General features: G+C 60.2%; 8 protein-coding genes. 2 read left to right on the top strand and 6 right to left on the bottom strand.

The window, feature by feature from the left end; all coding sequences use genetic code 11:
• Positions 1 to 32: 32 nt before the first annotated feature.
• Positions 33 to 446: an antirestriction protein gene (locus KHO23_RS31705; RefSeq protein WP_211616578.1), complete on the bottom strand. Its 414-nt coding sequence runs from the start codon at positions 444 to 446 to the stop codon at positions 33 to 35.
• Between the two features lie 221 nt (positions 447 to 667).
• On the opposite strand from KHO23_RS31705, the gene KHO23_RS31710 reads away from it, so the two are divergent.
• The gene (locus KHO23_RS31710) at positions 668 to 2,656 is read left to right on the top strand and encodes a ParB/RepB/Spo0J family partition protein (protein ID WP_236067070.1); all 1,989 of its coding nucleotides are present in this window, start codon (positions 668 to 670) and stop codon (positions 2,654 to 2,656) included.
• A gap of 269 nt (positions 2,657 to 2,925) precedes the next feature.
• Here KHO23_RS31710 and KHO23_RS31715 read toward each other — a convergent pair whose 3' ends face one another.
• Positions 2,926 to 3,411 (bottom strand): conjugal transfer protein TraD, encoded by a 486-nt coding sequence (locus KHO23_RS31715; protein ID WP_211616580.1) that lies wholly within the window; start codon positions 3,409 to 3,411, stop codon positions 2,926 to 2,928.
• A gap of 218 nt (positions 3,412 to 3,629) precedes the next feature.
• Here KHO23_RS31715 and traA point away from each other — a divergent pair, with 218 nt between their 5' ends.
• A complete protein-coding gene (gene traA, locus KHO23_RS31720) occupies positions 3,630 to 6,455 on the top strand; it encodes a Ti-type conjugative transfer relaxase TraA (RefSeq protein WP_211616582.1) in 2,826 nt (941 codons plus the stop codon).
• A gap of 825 nt (positions 6,456 to 7,280) precedes the next feature.
• Here the strand turns inward: traA and KHO23_RS31725 are convergent.
• The 4 genes from KHO23_RS31725 to KHO23_RS31740 all read right to left on the bottom strand — a co-directional run bounded on the left by KHO23_RS31725 (position 7,281) and on the right by KHO23_RS31740 (position 17,248).
• Positions 7,281 to 7,673, bottom strand: coding sequence for a hypothetical protein (locus KHO23_RS31725; protein WP_211616584.1), 393 nt, complete (start codon positions 7,671 to 7,673; stop codon positions 7,281 to 7,283).
• 179 nt (positions 7,674 to 7,852) lie between these two features.
• Entirely contained in the window at positions 7,853 to 10,750 is a 2,898-nt protein-coding gene (locus KHO23_RS31730; RefSeq protein WP_211616585.1) for an ATP-binding protein, read from the bottom strand.
• Between the two features lie 11 nt (positions 10,751 to 10,761).
• Positions 10,762 to 13,611, bottom strand: a complete 2,850-nt coding sequence (locus KHO23_RS31735) for a DUF1156 domain-containing protein (RefSeq protein WP_211616587.1) — start codon at positions 13,609 to 13,611, stop codon at positions 10,762 to 10,764.
• Positions 13,612 to 13,723: 112 nt separating this feature from the next.
• The gene (locus KHO23_RS31740) at positions 13,724 to 17,248 is read right to left on the bottom strand and encodes a helicase-related protein (RefSeq protein WP_211616589.1); all 3,525 of its coding nucleotides are present in this window, start codon (positions 17,246 to 17,248) and stop codon (positions 13,724 to 13,726) included.
• Positions 17,249 to 17,494 lie beyond the last annotated feature (246 nt).

A 17,494-nucleotide genomic window follows, 5' to 3' on the forward strand; every position in this document is an offset into this window, starting at 1 on the left:
CCCGCAGGCCGGGGCCGCAGGTGGTCAATTCATTAGTCGATAGCGCGGAGAATGTTCGCGGCCTCTACGTGCTGCGTCGCGTAGGCGCGCAGTTCGTGGTAGTGCTCGATGATGCTGTCATCGAGGCACTTTTCCGCCAGATGGCACAGGGCAAACAGCGTGACGACGATGCCGAAGGCGTCCGCACCCATCATGTCGCTGTAGCCGTTCATATGCCACCGCACATGCACCCGTCCGCAGTTCGAAGGGGCCATATAGAAGCCGCCGTTCGACAACTGGAAGAAGTCCCACGAACCGCCGTTGTAGGCACTCGAAAGGCGCGCGGCCCAGTCGTACACCAACGCCTCGCCCTGGAGGTATTGCGCGCCCAGGTAGTGAGGAAGGAAATTCAGGCGCAACTCATCAACAACAACGTTTGACGAGATTCTGGTTTCATTAGCAATCACGGTTATCTCCGGTTATGGCCATCGCACCACGCGAGGCACATAACCATTATAGTGACATTTTGTCCTAACAAATTAGTATTTTGATTTTCATTTTAAATCAATCCTGAAGTCCAATTAATAATTCCAAACGGCACCTGTTGATATATTCTTTACTTAGGTCATTTTGTCCTTATAATGGTTATGTGCCTCGCGTGGTGCGATGGCCATAACCGGAGATAACCGTGGATCAAATCGTTGAAAACCGTGCAACCGAAACCGTTGTCGAAAGCCGTTTCGGCAACGACACCCAGATCGAGTACGTGCCGCTCGGCCTGCTATGCAAGTCGCCGCACAACGTGCGCCGCAAAGCGCCTACCGGCATCGAGGCGCTGGCCGGGAACATCGACGCGGCAGGCGTCATGCAAAACCTCGTCGCCCATGAAATGAAGGCGCGCGGCAAGCAGCGCAAGCTGGGCGTATGCGCGGGTCAGCGTCGCCTGCTCGCACTGGAACTGCTGCGCACGGCTGGCCGGATCGATGACAGCTACCCCGTCCCGGTCAAGGTTGTGAGCGAAGCCGATGCCGTCGCCGTGTCGCTGATCGAGAACCAGCAGCGCGAGCCGATGCATCCGGCGGACGCCTGCGAAGCATTCCGCCTGCTGGTCAATGAAGGCCGTACGGTCACCTTCATTGCCGCGTTGTTCTCGCTGTCGGAAATTCAGGTGCAACGGCACCTGAAGCTTGCGAACGTGTCTCCCCGCCTGATCGACGTCTTCCGCGATGACGGCATGACGCTGGAACAGATCCGCACGCTTGCACTGACGGACGATCACGAACTGCAGGAACGCCTGTGGTTTGACGCCGCCCAGGCGTGGCAACGCAACCCGGCGCAGCTGCGCGACGCGATCACGAACAGCGAGATCGATGTGGCCGACAGCAACCTGGTTGCGTTCGTCACGCTCGACGTATACGAGGCAGCAGGCGGCCACGTACGGAGAGACCTGTTCAGTGACGCGCAGAACGCCGGGTATGTGACCGACGCGGAACTGCTGCATCGCCTGGTGGCAGAAAAGCTGGTTTCTGTCGCGCAGACCTTGAGCGCCGAGGGCTGGCTTTGGGTGGAGACCCGCGTGCGCCGTGACTTTGGCGAAATGGCCCGCTTTGGCCGGTTGCCGTCGGCATCGCGCGAGTACACGAAGAAGGAAAAGACCGAGCTTCGCGCGCTGAAGAAAGCGAGCGAACAGGCCGCAGCGGAACTGAACGCGTACTACGACGCCGAAGACGAAGCCGAGGACGACGCCCGCCGCGACGCACTGGAAACCGTAGCGGACGCCGCTTCCCAGGCGCTGGACGACTTTGCTGAACGCCTTGAAATCTGGAGCGACGACCAGAAGGCGCGGGCCGGTGCATTCGTGACGCTCGACCAGGACGGCCACGCCGTGATCGAGCGCGGACTGGTCAAACCCGAGGACCGGGCCAGCGTGAACCGCGAAGGTGTGACGGGTGTTGACGAACTGCCAGCGCCAGCAGAAAAGCCGCTCCACGGCAAAGACCTCAGCAAGCGACTGACGGCGCACCGCACCGCCGCCGTCCAGATCGAACTTGCCCGGAACCCGGTGGCCGCGCTGGCGGTACTGATGCACCGCCTGATCCCGGTTGTGTTCGATGACCGCTATGTCTGCGTCTACGACCAGCATGCCGCCGAGGTGCGGGCCACATGCTCACATAACCGCCTGTTGCAGACAGCGGACGACATGGAAGCCAGCGCGGCATGGAAAGAGATTTCGGCCGAACGCGAAAAGTGGGCCGCGCTTCTGCCGAAGCGTTTCAGTGACGTGCTGCCCTGGCTGATGACGCAGAGCGAAGACGTGCTGAGCAACCTGTTCGCCTTCTGCGTGGCCGCGACCGTCAACGGCGTGAGCGAATCGGATGGCGCACACCCGGTGAACGTGCTGATGAATCTGCTGAACGTCGATATGACGCAGTACTGGACGCCGACGCGAACGAGCTATCTGAACCACGTTTCGAAAGCACGTATCGTTGACGTGGTAGCGCAAGCAGTCTCCCCCGAAGCGGCGGCACCGCTGGAGAAACTAAAGAAGGACGCAGCCGCAGAGACGGCAGAACGATTACTGGCCAATGCACGCTGGTTGCCCGAAGTTCTGGTAAGCCGGGAAACGCCGGTCGTATGGGATGACGACGAAGACGAGGAGGAGGAAGAAGCCGCCTAAGCGAGCCGGGTGCAGCGCCCTGGAAGAAGCTGTATCGGGGCGCTGATCGATACCGGTTCATTTTCCAGAATCCCTTTTTATGCCTCCGGCGCGTCGTTCCCCACGACGCGCTTTTTATTTTCCTGCAAGCCCAACGCCACGCAGACCGCTGCGATATCGCGCGCGCCTGCGCGCCCGGATCGAGACGCACGGGGACCCGCGCCGACAGGTGCGGGGAGAGCGCCGACCCGGAGCGCAGCGCAGGGACGATCTGGCTGGGCACCCGCACACTACGCGGGAACTTTCTCCGCCGCAGCCGCTTTAGCCGCTACCTCCGCGCTGGCCTGCGATTCCGCCTTTTTCTCATTTTCGCGCTCAGCGATGAAAGCGTCGCCGCGTTTCTTGAGCGTGCGCTGCAAGTCATCGTCAGTCCTGAACTGATCGAGCGCCCACAACAACGCGCCGGTCAGCGTGCCGCGATCCACCGGAAAATTAACCATCGAAACGATGCCGCCGAGTTCGATCAATTCGCGCGTGCGGGCCTTGCGTTGATCCTCGCGCCGTGCGCTCAGCATACGGGCCGCTTCGGCTTTCATCGCGTCGGCCTTCTGGTTAATTTTCTCCAGCCGGACCAGCTTGTCTAGCTGGCGGGACTCCTGTGCGGTGGGATTCGCAATCGCCGCCAGTTCGACCAGCAGCGATTGCGTAGCGGTTGGCGACTTCAAACCCTTGATGTACTGGACGTGTTCCGTGAGCCATTCGGCCTTTGCCATCATTTTTCTCCTGGATCAAATTCACGTTGCATCGAGCGACAGCGCAGACCGACCATTCGGCCCCTTCCTGCAAGCAATTCCGGATTATGAAAACCACAAAAGCGAGCTAGTAGGGAGGCGCGACCCGGCAGTATCTGGCGAGCAAAGCGAGTCAAAGCGCGCTTCCGCGTTTCTATGCTAGCATAGAAACAGCTTATGATAAGACTAATGCCCAGCCGCCAATGTCAACGTACCATTTAAGCGTGAAAGCAGGCAGGAAGGCCGCTGCAGGGGAACACGCCAAATACATCGCGCGGAAGGATCACTACGCCTACATTTCTCGCGGGGGCAAGTTCGAGGAGCGCGGCGACCTGAAGATGACCGAGAGCGGCAACATGCCAGCGTGGGCCGCCCACGACGCGAGCATTTTCTGGCAGGCGGCGGACATCTACGAGCGGGCAAACGGTCGGCCGTACACGGAGATCGAGGTTTCGATTCCGCGCGAACTAGACGATGAACAGCGCGTCGCACTCGTTCGTGAGTTCGTTGAACACACGCTCGGCGAACGGCACGCGTACACCTGGGCAATTCACAATCCGGCGGCAAGCGACGGACTGGAACAGCCGCACGCACACATCATGTTCACAGAACGCGTGAACGACGGCATCGCACGCGATCCGGCGCAATACTTCAAGCGCTGGAATGCGAAGGAACCGGAAAAAGGCGGGGCAGGGAAAGATCGCTATCTGAGCAGCCGCCAGTTCGTCCGCGACGTGCGGGAAGAATGGGCAGTCACGGCCAATCACTTCATGGCGCGTGCGGGCATCGAGGCCCGTATCGATCATCGCAGTTACCGGACCCTCGGCATCGAGCTGGAGCCGTCAGTAAAAGTGGGCGTCGCGCGCTACGCCGGTGAGCGTGGCGTGATGGCCGGCGTGCTCGAAGAGAATCGCCAACGCGCGTACCGCAATGGGCAGCGGCTGCTCATCAATCCGGCGATCGGTGTCGCCGCCCTGACGATCAATCAATCCACCTTCTCACGTCGCGACGTCGAGCAATTCGTCTTTCGCAATACCGACGGCGCCGAGCAGTTCCGGCAGGTTTACGCGCGCCTGATGAATTCGAAGGAACTGCTGGCACTGAAGGATACGGGCAGGGACGGAGAGTGGTTCACGTCGGCGGATCTGCGTGCGATCGAGGTGCGACTGGTCGAACGTGCGCGCGAAATGAGTCGCGCCAGCGACAGTGCAGTGGGCGACGCCGCAGTGCGCGAAATGCTGCGCGCAACCCGAAAATTCAATGCGGGACAGGATGCGGCTTTTGTCGCGCTCGCCAGCAGCGCCCATCTGGTGGTGGTGAATGGTGCGGCGGGGACCGGGAAGAGTTATGTGCTCGCGGCCGCACGCGAAGCGCTCGAGGCGGACGGCCTGCGCGTGATCGGCGCGGCCTTGCAGGGCAAGACGGCCGACGACATGCAGCGTGACGCCGGCATCGCGAGCCGGACGCTGCACAGTCTGCTTTCGGGCATCGAGCGTGGCGCGGTCACCCTGGACACGAAAACCGTTCTGGTGATCGACGAAGCCGGGATGGTCGGCTCGAGGCAGATGGAGAAACTGCTAGGCCACGCGCAGACGACCGGGGCGCGTGTGCGCCTGGTGGGCGACGCATGGCAGCTGCATGCGGTCGACGCCGGCGATGCTTTCCGCGCAGTGTCGCGCGAAGCGGCCGCAGCAAACCGCCTCGAAAGCCTGACCGAGATCAAGCGGCAGAACGAGCCTTGGCAGCGGGAAGCAACGTCGGCGCTGGCCCGGCACGATGTGTCAACGGCCGTGTCCGCGTATGCGGAGCGCGGTGGCGTACAACTGTATTCGACCGTCGCCGACGCGCGCGAACAGCTGATCGCGCAGTGGCAGGATGATCGCCGGGTCAGTCCCGGCAAGACCCAGCTGCTGCTGACGCATACCAACGAAGAGCGCTGCGCGCTGAATGCGCGCGTGCGCGAATTGCGACGGGCTGCCGGTGAACTGGGCGCCGAACAAACCGTGCGGTCCGAGGACCGACACATCGCGATCGCCGCAGGCGAGCGGATCATGTTCCTGCAGAACGAATACGTGATGCAGGTCAAGAACGGGACGCTGGGCACAGTCGAACAGATCGAAATGCCTGACAGGAAAGCGCCCGGCGCCGTCCTGCACGTGCGGCTCGATGATGGCCGACAGCTCGCGGTCGATACGGCGCAGTACGGCCACTTCGATCACGGTTATGCGCTCACGGTCCACAAGAGCCAGGGTGTGACAGTCGATCGCGCATACGTGCTGGCCACGAAGAGCATGCACGCCGAGCTGGCCTACGTCGCAATGACGCGGCACAAGGAAAATCTGATTGTGGCGGCAGGACGGGACGAGTTCGCGGACGGCGCGGCGCTGATACGCAGCCTGTCGCGTGCTGACGAAAAATCGTTCAGCGCGCAACACGAGTTGCAGCCAGAGCGCGATCGCCGTCCCGAACTGGGCTACCGGCACACGCTGAACCAGCGGCGCGTCGAATTCTCGAATGCACCGCGGCCTCAACGTGCGGAAAAACCGCTTGGCCGTGCAGTCGAGCAGTATGCCGATGCCCTCTCCGCCGCGTCGGCCGCAAACCGGACAGGCAAGCCGGTGCCCGCGAAGGATCGGGCGGCGCTGAAGCGGGCAAGTGTCGGACTGAACCGGCTCGATCCGGCGATGCGCCGCGAGATCCGCCACGTAGTCGAGCGAGATGATCGCGCCTGGCGCGCGCTCGTTGAGCTCAGCGGCCCCGCGCGGGCCGCGGCGCTTGTCAACGAGGTGGCACAGGCCCGAGCCGAGCGCGCCAGCATCGATACGTCGGGCGCCGGATACCCGCAAGCGTCGTCGCCAGCTACCGCGTCCCGGCGTTTCGCCGACCTGACGCCAGAAGAACGCCAGGGACGGCGCAACGAGTTCAAGGCTCAACTGCGCGAAGCTGCTGGCCAGCCGGTCGAGCGAGATAAACCACTGCGTGAGCGAACAGCATCGCGCGGGCGTGCCGGGCCAGAAATCGGTGATTAATCCGATTATCGGGATAATCGGCCAACGTTGAATGAACCAATTGATTTGTAAACAGCACTATGTTTTTGGGTAATGCCCCTTCGCCGCCTCGGAATGGCGTTGTTTTATAGCCCGCACTTAACCAGGTGCGGCCTTTTTTATCGCCGTTTCTGCGTATAAATATCCAATGCCACTTGATATTTTCGCGATGGCGAATTATTGCCTTTTCTGGAGACTTCTTGGGGCCTTGGTGAGCAATAACGCTTGCAGGGCAATCAGGCGAGCACGCGAGCGCGTTGATTTACGGGTGCGACGCAGGCGCGCCCGTAAATCTTTTATCGCGCACTTAGGGATTCGGCGGCCAGAGGCCGGCGTAGCCCTTAGTGCCTGCCCCGTAGAAGTCTTCGTGAACGGTTTTGGTTTCTTCCGTCCTCTTTGAGGACTGGATAGAAGCGTGCGTAGCACGCGCAGGCCGACGCAGAGCGTCGGGGCGAAGGACCGTAGGTCCGGAGGGTAGGCGCTTTTTGAAGCGTAGCCGAAACGCTATCGCGTAATGATGTCCAAACCGGCGTTGAATGCCGTGGGCAAGGTTTGTAAATAGGTTTGTAGAGGTTTGTATACGCGCGAAAGCCTTACCAGGAACAGGTTTGCGGCGCATTCATCTGACGTTTTCCCACTGAAAAATGACGTTTACCCACTTAGTCGGGCGGATTCCCACTGTTGTCCACAGGCATCTATTCTGACGTTTTCCCACTGGCTGTCAGTGAGAAACGAATATTAGCGCGCTTATCGGCGCTGACCACCCGCGCGGGCGGTGGCTCCAGTGACTTGGTCGTAAGCGTGATCTCACTCATGATCTTGCAGGGGTTCGGTCTGGCCAGCCCTCACCGCGATGGCCTTCGCAAGAAGCGCGTCAAACTCGGCCTGCGTGTTCGCTTCGACCTCGATGTCCCCAACCTTGAGGCGTAGCTTGCGGCCGGCACGCCCCTGCAGCCAGGCGACCGCAGCGCTCCCGAGTACTGGACCGATCACCTGCGCGAGCGGAATGACGAACTCGCCCACCAAACCTCCGCTGGCACCGACAGTATCCATCGTGAACGCTACGGCGCTGACCCGAGTGCCATCAGCCCGCACCAGATGGTAGAACTGCCGCAGTTCGGCTTGGTATCCAGGGCTGAAGGCGGCTTGATCGTCTTCTGACCTCACCAAGGTCAGGCGCAGGGTTGCAGCTGGGGCCATGGCATCTCCTTTAAGCGTAGATCATCACTGCTATCAGCTGACACATTACCGTTTGGTGCCCTGCACGGACTAGGCAGCGCTCCTGTTTCGTGCGGCTTTTACCGAGAAGTCGAGCCCGTGCGGCAGTGTTGGCTGATAAACGAGCGCGCCATCGTTTTTCGAGCGCTAAGCTGGCCTGTTTAGCTCTCGAACCCGCTGCTGTCCTTGAATCCTAGATGTGCGCAGTTTTCGCGCACTGCGCGTTGCAGGTTCTCATCGAACGCCCCGTCCGTCTCCGCGTTGATCTCGATGGACACGCGGATTTTCGTATCCGCTCGTCTCGCGAAGAGCATCAACACCTCGTCGACGATTTCCCCAAAATCGAACTTTGCCCGTGCGGGATCGATGTCCACCGTGCCAAAGAACAGGCGCTTCGCAGGGGCTGACGATGTGACGCTCACTCCGGACACGGCCGTCGCACCTGCGCCGAGGTTTGCGCCATTCGACGCGCCACCGGACGGTTTCCCCGGGAATTGTGTTCCGGTCTGCGCGCTGGTGCCACCGGATGAAGTGTCGTCGCTGCCAGCGCCCTGAGGCACCGAGCGAGCGCGCTCCTCTTCAAGCAGCACGGCGGCAAACGCCGCTGCGGCCTGCGGCTCCACTACGAGCAACGAATCGTCCAGAATGGGCGAGGTGCCCTTGCCAAACGTGAACCCTACGAACCCATCGCCGTCGCGGCCGTAAGCCAGCCCGAAAAAGTCGCGCGAGGACGCGCCGGCGGCCACCGTCATGCGCAACACATCTGCGTCGCGCAGCCTTGGCAGATAAAGGTAAGCGCAGGACTTCTGCCATACCTCGAGCGCGCCGACCGCATTGCAGTCGTCCTTCCAGAACCAGTTACGCATTAGCGTGGACAGATGAATGGGAGACCACTCCGTGATCAAGAGCTCATTCTCTTTAAGAATCCGCTCGATCTCCTGCGTGCGGTTGGCTGCGGCCGGATTGACCTGAAAGTGCTCCCACTCCACTTCGCCCACGCCACTGCCCGGTTTCGCCTGTTGCATCGGGGCCAGCAGCCATTTGTAGCACTCTTTGATCATGCGTCCCAACGCCTCGTTGGTATCGTCCAAGCTCTTGCTGGCTTGCTTGGATTGCAACTGGTCGAGATTGAGGCGCGCTTCCTTGACGTCGGCGACGATCGATTGCCACGCCAACACCGATCGGACCTGGTCCTTTAACCGCCCCAGGCTGTCTGCGTCGGCAGCCAAAAAGATCAGGCGATTTTGCTTTTGGCGCGGCTGTTCGCCGCGGTGCTTGAGAATTGCCGTTGCGCGCTCAATGGCCAGTCGATCGGTGGTTCGACTGAATGGGGCCACAGGCGGTAAGACAACCAAGCGCAACGCCCAATCGTCGGGGATGTCGGCGCTGTGCGTGAATACGTGCACACCTTCGAAGAGGCCGGGCGCGAAACGCAGCTTTTCCCGGATCAGCGGAAACACATCTTCTTGGTCGTCGAAGCGGCGCTTGCGGTCTTCCATTTCGCGGCGCAGGTTGGGGCGCGTGTCAAACCAATACCGATTGTTCGCATTGTTCAAATATTGCAAGCGGTCGACAATGGCCCGGACGCCGTCCTTGTAGTGCCCGAGTACTTGTCCCGGCTGCACGGCGCCCAGCAACAGCCGTTCAAGCTCCAGTCCTCGGTGATGTTTCGCCCCCCCCACCGTTCCCGCATCTGGCGCACTGCCAAGGAATATTGTGCGTGCGAGGCGCCGGCAGGCTTGAATGGCGCCGAGAATCGGCTTGACACTGTCGAGTTCGGTCGTGGCCGCCCGCTCGCCGTCGATGTCGCGCTCCAACACCGGATCCCAGCCCTGCGGCAGGTAATAAATGGCCTCATTACGGGTGTCCGGGTCGTAGAGCGGTAGGCTCGCCGGTTGGATCAACAGGTCATTGTTGCCGTCCTTCCACAGCCGGTGGATCACTTTGGCCATCAGCTTCAAAACGCCCCGCGTGCGCTGGAAATTGTCCAGCGAAGACCAGTCCTCATAGAGCCGATCGAACACTTCCGGATGAATGGGGTAGGCGCGTTTGAGGCGCTCGAAATAGTGGCTGTCGCGAGTTTCTGGCGGAAACTCCGAGTTGTTGTCCGCGTAGAGGTCCGCATAGGCGCGGCACACTTCTTCCGCGGCCAGCCGATCGTTGATGTCCGCGAACAAACGACGGCGCACAATTTCAAAAGCCTCTTCAGTTGCCACCGGCTTCCAGAGGGCTTGTACGCGTCCGAAGTAATGCGACAGCGCGGCCAGCGCCGCGACGCCCTTCTGGCTGCCCGCCTCTTTGTCGGACTCCGGCAACGACGCGAGCAGCACCGCGTTCGGGACGGCTTTCACCGCTTCCGTCAGCGCTTGGACAAAGGACAAGTTGGAATCGAAGGTGCCGCCCGAGACCGACCGCCCTTCTTCAAACTGCCGGATATAGGCGACCAACTCGTCGATGAGCACGACGCACGGCGCGTGCTCGGCGAGAAGCTGTGCGAGCACCTCCTTGCCGGGCGACGTGCCCGACTCATCGGCGCCCCGCACGCGCGCATAAGCGTCAGAGCCGCCCAACTGCCACGCTAATTCTCCCCACATGGTATTGACTTTGACGCCATTGTCTTCCGTTCCGCGTCGCTGCGGCTGGTTGGGCGACAAGCGGATCCCGTCGAGCACCGCGATGCGCGCGCGCGGCAATTCGGTGATGTGCGCCGCGTCGAGAATCGGTGGGATCCCTTGCAGCGTGCTCGCAGTCTTCTCGCCCTTGGCCAGGTGATAAACCGCCAGCATCGTATGGGTCTTGCCGCCGCCGAACGCCGTCTGCAGTTGAATAACGGGATCCCCACCCTTGCCGGTTAGCCGCTTGACCACCGAGTCGAGCAGCAAACGCATACCTTCGGTCACGAAGGTGCGCTGGAAGAATAACGTTGGATCTTGGTATTCGGGTGTCGCCGTACCCTCATGGACCCGAGAAATATCCGCAGCAAACTCAGCTTGCTGGAAAGTGCCCTTCAACACGTCTTCGTGCGGGACTGCAATGGCGCGCCAATTCTTCAAACTCATGGTCTACTCGCTCAGATGTCCAGTTGTGTTTGCGACCCCACCGGCCCCGCTTCGTGGGAGGCCATCTCGATGCCAAGCCAAGAGGTGATCAGTTCGTTATAACCGCGGGCTTCATCGGCCCACCCTTTGCGCTCACAGAGCGTGTAGAGCCGATAGGCCAAACTACGGATGGGTTCCGACATTTGCGGCAAGCGAGCGAGCAATTCGCCCGCAGCGCTTTCGCCAATCGATTGCAACGCACGAATCAGTTGATGCAAAGCTTCCCACACCGGCGTGCGCGCGTCCGTCTCCGGAGACCAGTCTCCCGGGTATTCGACGGGTTTCAACAGACGGACCTTGCCGCTGGCCGCCTCGATCACCCCGGCGTCACGGACGCCGTCCACCGACGTTCCCTTGGCACGAGCCAAAACGTCAGCCTTGCCAAATTCGCCAGCGCCCCATCCCATTTCGTCAAACCATCCTAGGCAAAAATGGGTATCGGCATCAAACTCGTCTCCACCCTCCGTTAACATGCGATTGATGAGAGTGAGCGCTGTGTGCACGGACATGCGACTCCCGTCCGCTTCCAACACCGCCGAGTATTTTGAAAAAATGGCCATGCCGGGGCCAATGGCCGCTTGCGCCAAGTCCACCGGCGCCACGGGAGACACACCCTCGACACCCCCGATCATCGCCTCAACCGCCTCGGTCATTTCCTCTTTCAGTTCGCGCAGAAATTCGCGTCGGGAAATGGTTGCCGCCGTGGCCTCGCGTTTGCGACAAACAAGAACAATGCTCGACGCGAGCGCGTTCTTGCCGACTTTCACGCCGGTGGGCCGCTCGGTGCGCAAGGGCCAAGTCCCGCAAATTGAAAAACCTGCACTAATGACCGCTGCGAGAAACGTTTCCCAGCCAGTGTTGGATGTCCCGACATCCGACGTTTCCGATTGTTTGAAGGCGTAGTAAATCGTTGTTGGAAACGCCGGATGGGCTTGCTCGGCAAGCCTATGCATCGCGTTGGTCATTCCGTTCAGGAAAAACGACTCGGCGGCTGCCTTGCCGCCGTGGCGGTAGGCAGCTGCAACCAATTCTGGCGCCTTGGGAGCCGCCATGGTCGCGAAGAGGTCCGGGAAAATCGGACGCAGTGACCGCCTCAACCAGACGTAGAAGAAATCCGACAGGTCGGCGTATGCGATGTTGTCATAATAGGGAGGATCCGTGGAAATCACCTTGCCGGAGCTTAGGCTTTGTGTCTGGGCGTCCGCCTGAACGGCCGTTCCCTCGCTCGCGCAAACGGCATCCAACGCCTTGGCCATTGACTTCGTAGTCAATCCGAAATCCCCAGCGGCCCCAGCAAATGGGTTGACCTCCGGAAAGTCCCAAGCCATTGGAATAGCTTGCCGACTGAACAAGTTGACGCTTTGCTCACGACTTTGCGACCACACCGCCAATGCGTTGATGGTGTTTGTCGTTCGGCTCACAGCGACGCCGAGATAAAGCGCGATGGCATCAGCATATGCGGTTGCGCCGCGCCCCCCATCGGCAAGCCGAACACCATCATCGCCCCAGCCTTTGGTAGCGGTATCGGCCAAGACTTTTTCGCGAGCCTCCGCCACAAGGTCGGAAAAAGTATTCAGAGCAACGAGTTGCCGCGCTGTGAAGAGATTCCCCCACTCTGTAAGCCCATATGGCACGCAAGTGCCACCCGTCAAGCGCGACGGTACTTCACCGCTAGGGACCCATTCCGGAATCGCGGTTCTTGCTGTCGCCTCAATCTCTGGGGTGGGCGCCAGATAAACGCGTTGTTTTTCCCCATCAGCTATGACGGCCAAGAGCCTTGTGCCCATGCGCCCGGCAACTCCTTCCGCTTTGATGTAGTCGCCATTGATGGGCGTGTCCGACATTACACAGCGGAAATTCGCGCCCCGGGCGAGCTTTGTGCCCATTTTGGCGGAATCCGGCGGCGTTCCGCGATGGACGGCGAACGTGTAACCCTCTTTCGACACGACCGGTTCCACATAAACCTCCTTGCCCTCGCGGCTGGACAAGACAAACGTGGACGCGAGCGGAACCTCCAAATGCGAAAAAGCCGGATTCGGACTTTTGACCGTCCTCGCCCAAAGATATGCAATCGGCGTCGCTTTTCCGCCACCAATACTTCGTGGCACCTCGACGCTGGGGTAAAGATGGCCGATCTTCTTCAGCGCTTCCGCGCGCAGCCAAGCGCCATAACGACGAAGATCCTCGGCGAGGCCTTGCGCCTGTCTCCAGTCACCGACGCGATCGGTGCTTTGACCGACCTCAACCGGGCCGATCGGTTCCTTCCCGGCGAACCGCCCAGGAATTTCGATCGTGGCTTTGTTCAAGATGACCGCAACGGGGTTGAGGTCGGATGCTGTGCTATCAAGGCCGAGTCGTTGCGCCTCAATAGGAATTGCGCCTCCGCCGGCGAACGGATCGTGAAAAGCCGGCATCTTATCCGGGTTGAACAATTCCGCGGCTTGGGGATGGTTGCGATTGAGCTCGCACGTCTCTCTCCAACTACGCTTGATTTCCTCGCGCGCCTCTCGCAGCAGTGCTTCGTTGTTGATGTTCTCCCATAGAACTAATTTCCTGATGATGTCAAAAAGACGCTCTCGCTCAATCCGCGCCTTTTCCTTGTTGACACCACGGCCCAGCGATCGCTCATAGCCCGGATCATTGACCAGCTGAGAAAAGATCACCGCACGAGCGGCGGCCAAGGGCCGACGCGCCCACCATAGGTGAAGCGCGGACGGATGTCCTTGGCGAATTGACTTCTCGCGAGCGCATGCGGCGTTTATATCATCGAGGGGCAATGCCACTTCGATAAGCTTTTTGGGCGATTTAATGGTCGTGGTCATCTAAAATTTCTAATTCGGTTCGTAGGGTGTGTCATTTTTTTCTGCGACAGCCTGTTCGGGGTCGCCTCGGCTTTGCCCAAAACCGAACCCAAAGCGCTCTTGCGAGCTTCAATCATGCGTTGCCCGTTGAGTTTTCCAGCAGTTTGGCAATATCATAGTTCACGCTCGTCGAGCCCCAATCCGGCTCGCGCTGAAATGGTCTTCGGATGTAAAGCGGCTCGCCCGCTTGATCGCCATCCACCATTACGACTGCTAAGAAGAATTTGTCGCCCTGGTTTAGACCTTCAATTATTTCGTTACGCGTGACGGTGATTGTCGTTTGCCCCTTGGCCCGCCCCTTTACTTCGATGTGTCTAGGCTCGGGCGACGCGTCGCCGATGGTGGGAGGAAGGGACGTTATGTCCCAACCGATTTTCTGTGCCGAAACGTCTAGGGCTACGTGCCCCATCGCTCGCTCGGCATCAAACACTGCCTGCATCGCAATTCGCTCAATGCGGCTTCGCGCGACGGCATCCACCGCCCAGGTCGTCGCCTCCTGGCTGCCCTTCCGCTGCGCCCAGAGGCCTGCCGGAATGACAAGCGCGCCCCCGACCACTACGGGCGTCGCCGAGATCACTTGCCGCATCGCGCGAAGTTCTTTCTCGCGGCTCTCACGACGGGCGGTCAATTCATCAATGGTGCGGCGAATGTTTTCGATCGTCAGACGCACGTCCTTGCCAGCTGCGAGGTCGTCCTTCAGTTTGGCGTAGCGTTCCGACCAGTAGTCAATCTCTTTGATCAAGCGCTCGTGCACCGCTGCGAGCGTTTTGTCGACTTGGCGCTCGCGCCGGACTTTGACTTCCATCAGATGCTCGGGCACCAGTTCGGTCGACGCATATGTAAGCGCGATGTTCTCCAGATCGCGCTGAATCCACGCCGACTCCAACACATCGCGCAACAGTGGACGATCTACCGCGTCCACGGGGATCAAGTCCAGGTGAGGCGCCCAGCCGGCGTTGATCGCCCGGCCTTCGGCATCCAAGGAGACGAAGTGCATCCGGCGGGAAATGACGCGATCGGCCGCACCCGCCTCCTTCACTGAGTGGTCTAGGATAAACAGGATTTTCGCGGTCATGCCCTCGTCGTTCGGATCGACAAAAACGGTGCCCTGTTTCAACTTCGCGCGGTGATCGTGCAGCGTGAGATCGACCAGCGCCTGCATCAGTGGGTGCCCGGGGTGAATGAGAGCCGCCATTGGCGCCTCCGGCCGGTCCAACAACCGCACCCCCTCTTTGTCAAAGCACACGCGCTCGTAGCTACGCAGGACTGGATCGCTCACGCGCGCGCTGCGCTGCGCGAGCAGGCGTCCATGTTCCCGGATGGCCGCAGGCACGAACCGTATCTCCGAGCGCCCAACTTCCCTCGTTTTCAACTCTCCGCCATATTGATCGAAGGCCTGACTGAAAAAAGAGCGGATGAAATACGGTTGGAGTTTGCGAGCCTCGGCCTTGTCCATTTCCTCCTTGACCGCGAAGAGACGCTTTTCATCCATGATCTCCTCGGCCAATGCATTGCGGCTGATAATGTCCTGCAAATGCTGCGTGTCGAGCGCGCCCTCGACTTTTTTCAAAAGCCGCGCGCGGATCGCCGGGTCCTCGCCGTAACGGATGGCTTCGATGAGCAAGTCGCGCAAGCTGCGCTCGTCAAACACCTCGCCGAGGATGTCGAAAACGCGGCCGCCTAGGGCCTGTCGCTCCACTTCCAACTTAGCAAACAAACGCTGGAACACATCGCCCTCGCGCGTTTCGGCGGCGACCATATTCCACAAGTGGCACACCTCGGTTTGCCCGATCCGGTGGATGCGCCCGAAGCGTTGTTCGAGGCGATTGGGGTTCCACGGTAGGTCATAATTGACCATCAAATTGGCGTTCTGCAGGTTAACGCCCTCGCCCGCCGCATCTGTCGCCAACAGCACCAAGGTGTTGGCATCGCTTCGAAAGAGGCCCTGAACTCGCAGCCGATCTTCGCGTTTGACGCCGCCGTGGATTTGAACAACAGCGTCCTCGCTGCCCAACAAGCCACCGATTTTGCTGGCCAGATAGTTAAGCGTGTCTCGATGTTCCGTAAAGATGATGAGCTTGCGCCGCCGTCCGTCAGCGGTCCGCATCGCGGGATTATTTTGCAGAAGCTGTGACAGCTCTTCCCATTTGCGGTCGCGTTCCGAATGAGCCAAAGTGCGCGCTTGCTCTTCGAGGTGAGCGAGCGTGAGAATTTCGGCTTCCAACTCCTGGATGGTCTGCGCGGCCGTCGCTTGATCGACGACTTCTTCTTCGAAGTTCTCGTAACTGTCAGCGTCAAGGTCCTCTGCACTCTCCCAGATATCACCCGAAACCAGTGGCCCGCCCACCTTGCGGACGCCTTCGCCTCGCTGGTTCATCTTCTCTTCTTCGACGCGCCGCAGCAGCTTCTCGCGCCGACGCTTGAGTGAGTGGTAGATCGCCGCAGGACTCGATGCGAGACGGCGCTGCAGAGCCGTCAAGGCGAAGCCCACCGTGCCCTTGCGGTTGCCGTCGACCAGTTGGTCGGCCCGATTCATTTCCTCCTTCACATACGCGCTCACGTCGTGATAAAGGGCCGCCTCATCCTGCGACAACTTGTAGTTGACGGTATAGGCTCGTCGCTCGGGAAACAGTGGCGTGCCGTCGAATTTCAGCAACTCTTCTTTGACCATTCGCCGCATCAGGTCGGAAACATCGACTTTCATCGCGCCATTTCGGAATTTCCCGTAAAAGCGGTCAGAGTCGAGGAGCGACATAAAGAGTTGGAAGTCTTCCTCCTTGCCGTTGTGCGGCGTGGCCGTCATCAAGAGGAAATGTCGCGACACTTCACCTAACAGTTTCCCGAGCTTGAAGCGTCGCGTTTCGTTGACCTTCATTCCATACCAGGTGGCCGACAGCTTGTGGGCTTCGTCGACCACCACCAAGTCCCAGCGCGTAAGCGCCAACTTTTCTTGAAGCTCGTCGCTGCGCGAAAGCATGTCGAGCCGAGCGATCATCAGCTCGGTTTCTTCAAATGGATTGGGTCCGCGGCTGGACTGCTCAAATTCGCGAGAAAAAATCGAGAACTGCAGGCCGAACTTCTCGTCAAGCTCGTCGCGCCACTGTTCGACCAAGCTGCCGGGAGAGACGATCAAGACGCGGCGTGCGTCGGCACGCATGAGCAACTCGCGAATCAAGAGTCCGGCCATAATGGTTTTTCCGGCGCCGGGGTCATCGGCCAGCACGTACCGCAGGGGCTGGCGCGGCAACATCGACTCGTAGACAGCCGTGATCTGATGTGGGAGGGGCACCACGTTAGACGTGTGCACGGCCATCATGGGATCAAACAAGTGTGCGAGGCTGATCCTTCCCGCTTCGGCGGCCAGCTTGAAGTCTGCGCCGGGCGCATCGAACGCCCATGGCCGCCCCTCATCGGCGATCGATAGGGTCGCCTCCTCATGGCGAAACACCTGCCGATCGCCCAACCTGCCGTCTTGTGTCCGGTAAATGATGCTCAGGCAATCCGGCCCCGCTGGCTCGACGTTGACGATGCGCGCGATCTGTCCCGGCTCGACTCCCGCGATCATTGAATTCTTGATGATTTGTTCTAGCTTTAGCATCGACGTCCTGCCGCAGTCGTGGTGGACAGCCGGCGGCGCAGGGAGTGTCGGAGTGACGCGATCCCGGTTAGGCGGCTGAAAATGGGCAATTATCTCGCAGTTCGCCAACGTGACGCCCGGCGACCACTCCTAAGCTGCGCGGTGCCGGATACGCTTTAGCCCATATGTGGGGAATTCCGGCGCGCGCATCGAAAGGCTGTGGTGCTCGAATGAACATCTACCGATGTCTGAAAATGGCATAGACCT

It is taken from the genome of Paraburkholderia haematera (assembly GCF_905220975.1).
Lineage (GTDB): Bacteria > Pseudomonadota > Gammaproteobacteria > Burkholderiales > Burkholderiaceae > Paraburkholderia > Paraburkholderia haematera.

Bases quoted from the DNA above. Each gene is read 5' to 3' on its own strand.
- KHO23_RS31730 (WP_211616585.1), bottom strand. From the start codon at position 10,750: ATGAGTTTGAAGAATTGGCGCGCCATTGCAGTCCCGCACGAAGACGTG.
- KHO23_RS31740 (WP_211616589.1), bottom strand. From the start codon at position 17,248: ATGCTAAAGCTAGAACAAATCATCAAGAATTCAATGATCGCGGGAGTC.
- KHO23_RS31715 (WP_211616580.1), bottom strand. From the start codon at position 3,411: ATGATGGCAAAGGCCGAATGGCTCACGGAACACGTCCAGTACATCAAG.
- KHO23_RS31725 (WP_211616584.1), bottom strand. From the start codon at position 7,673: ATGGCCCCAGCTGCAACCCTGCGCCTGACCTTGGTGAGGTCAGAAGAC.
- KHO23_RS31735 (WP_211616587.1), bottom strand. From the start codon at position 13,611: ATGACCACGACCATTAAATCGCCCAAAAAGCTTATCGAAGTGGCATTG.
- traA (WP_211616582.1), top strand. From the start codon at position 3,630: ATGTCAACGTACCATTTAAGCGTGAAAGCAGGCAGGAAGGCCGCTGCA.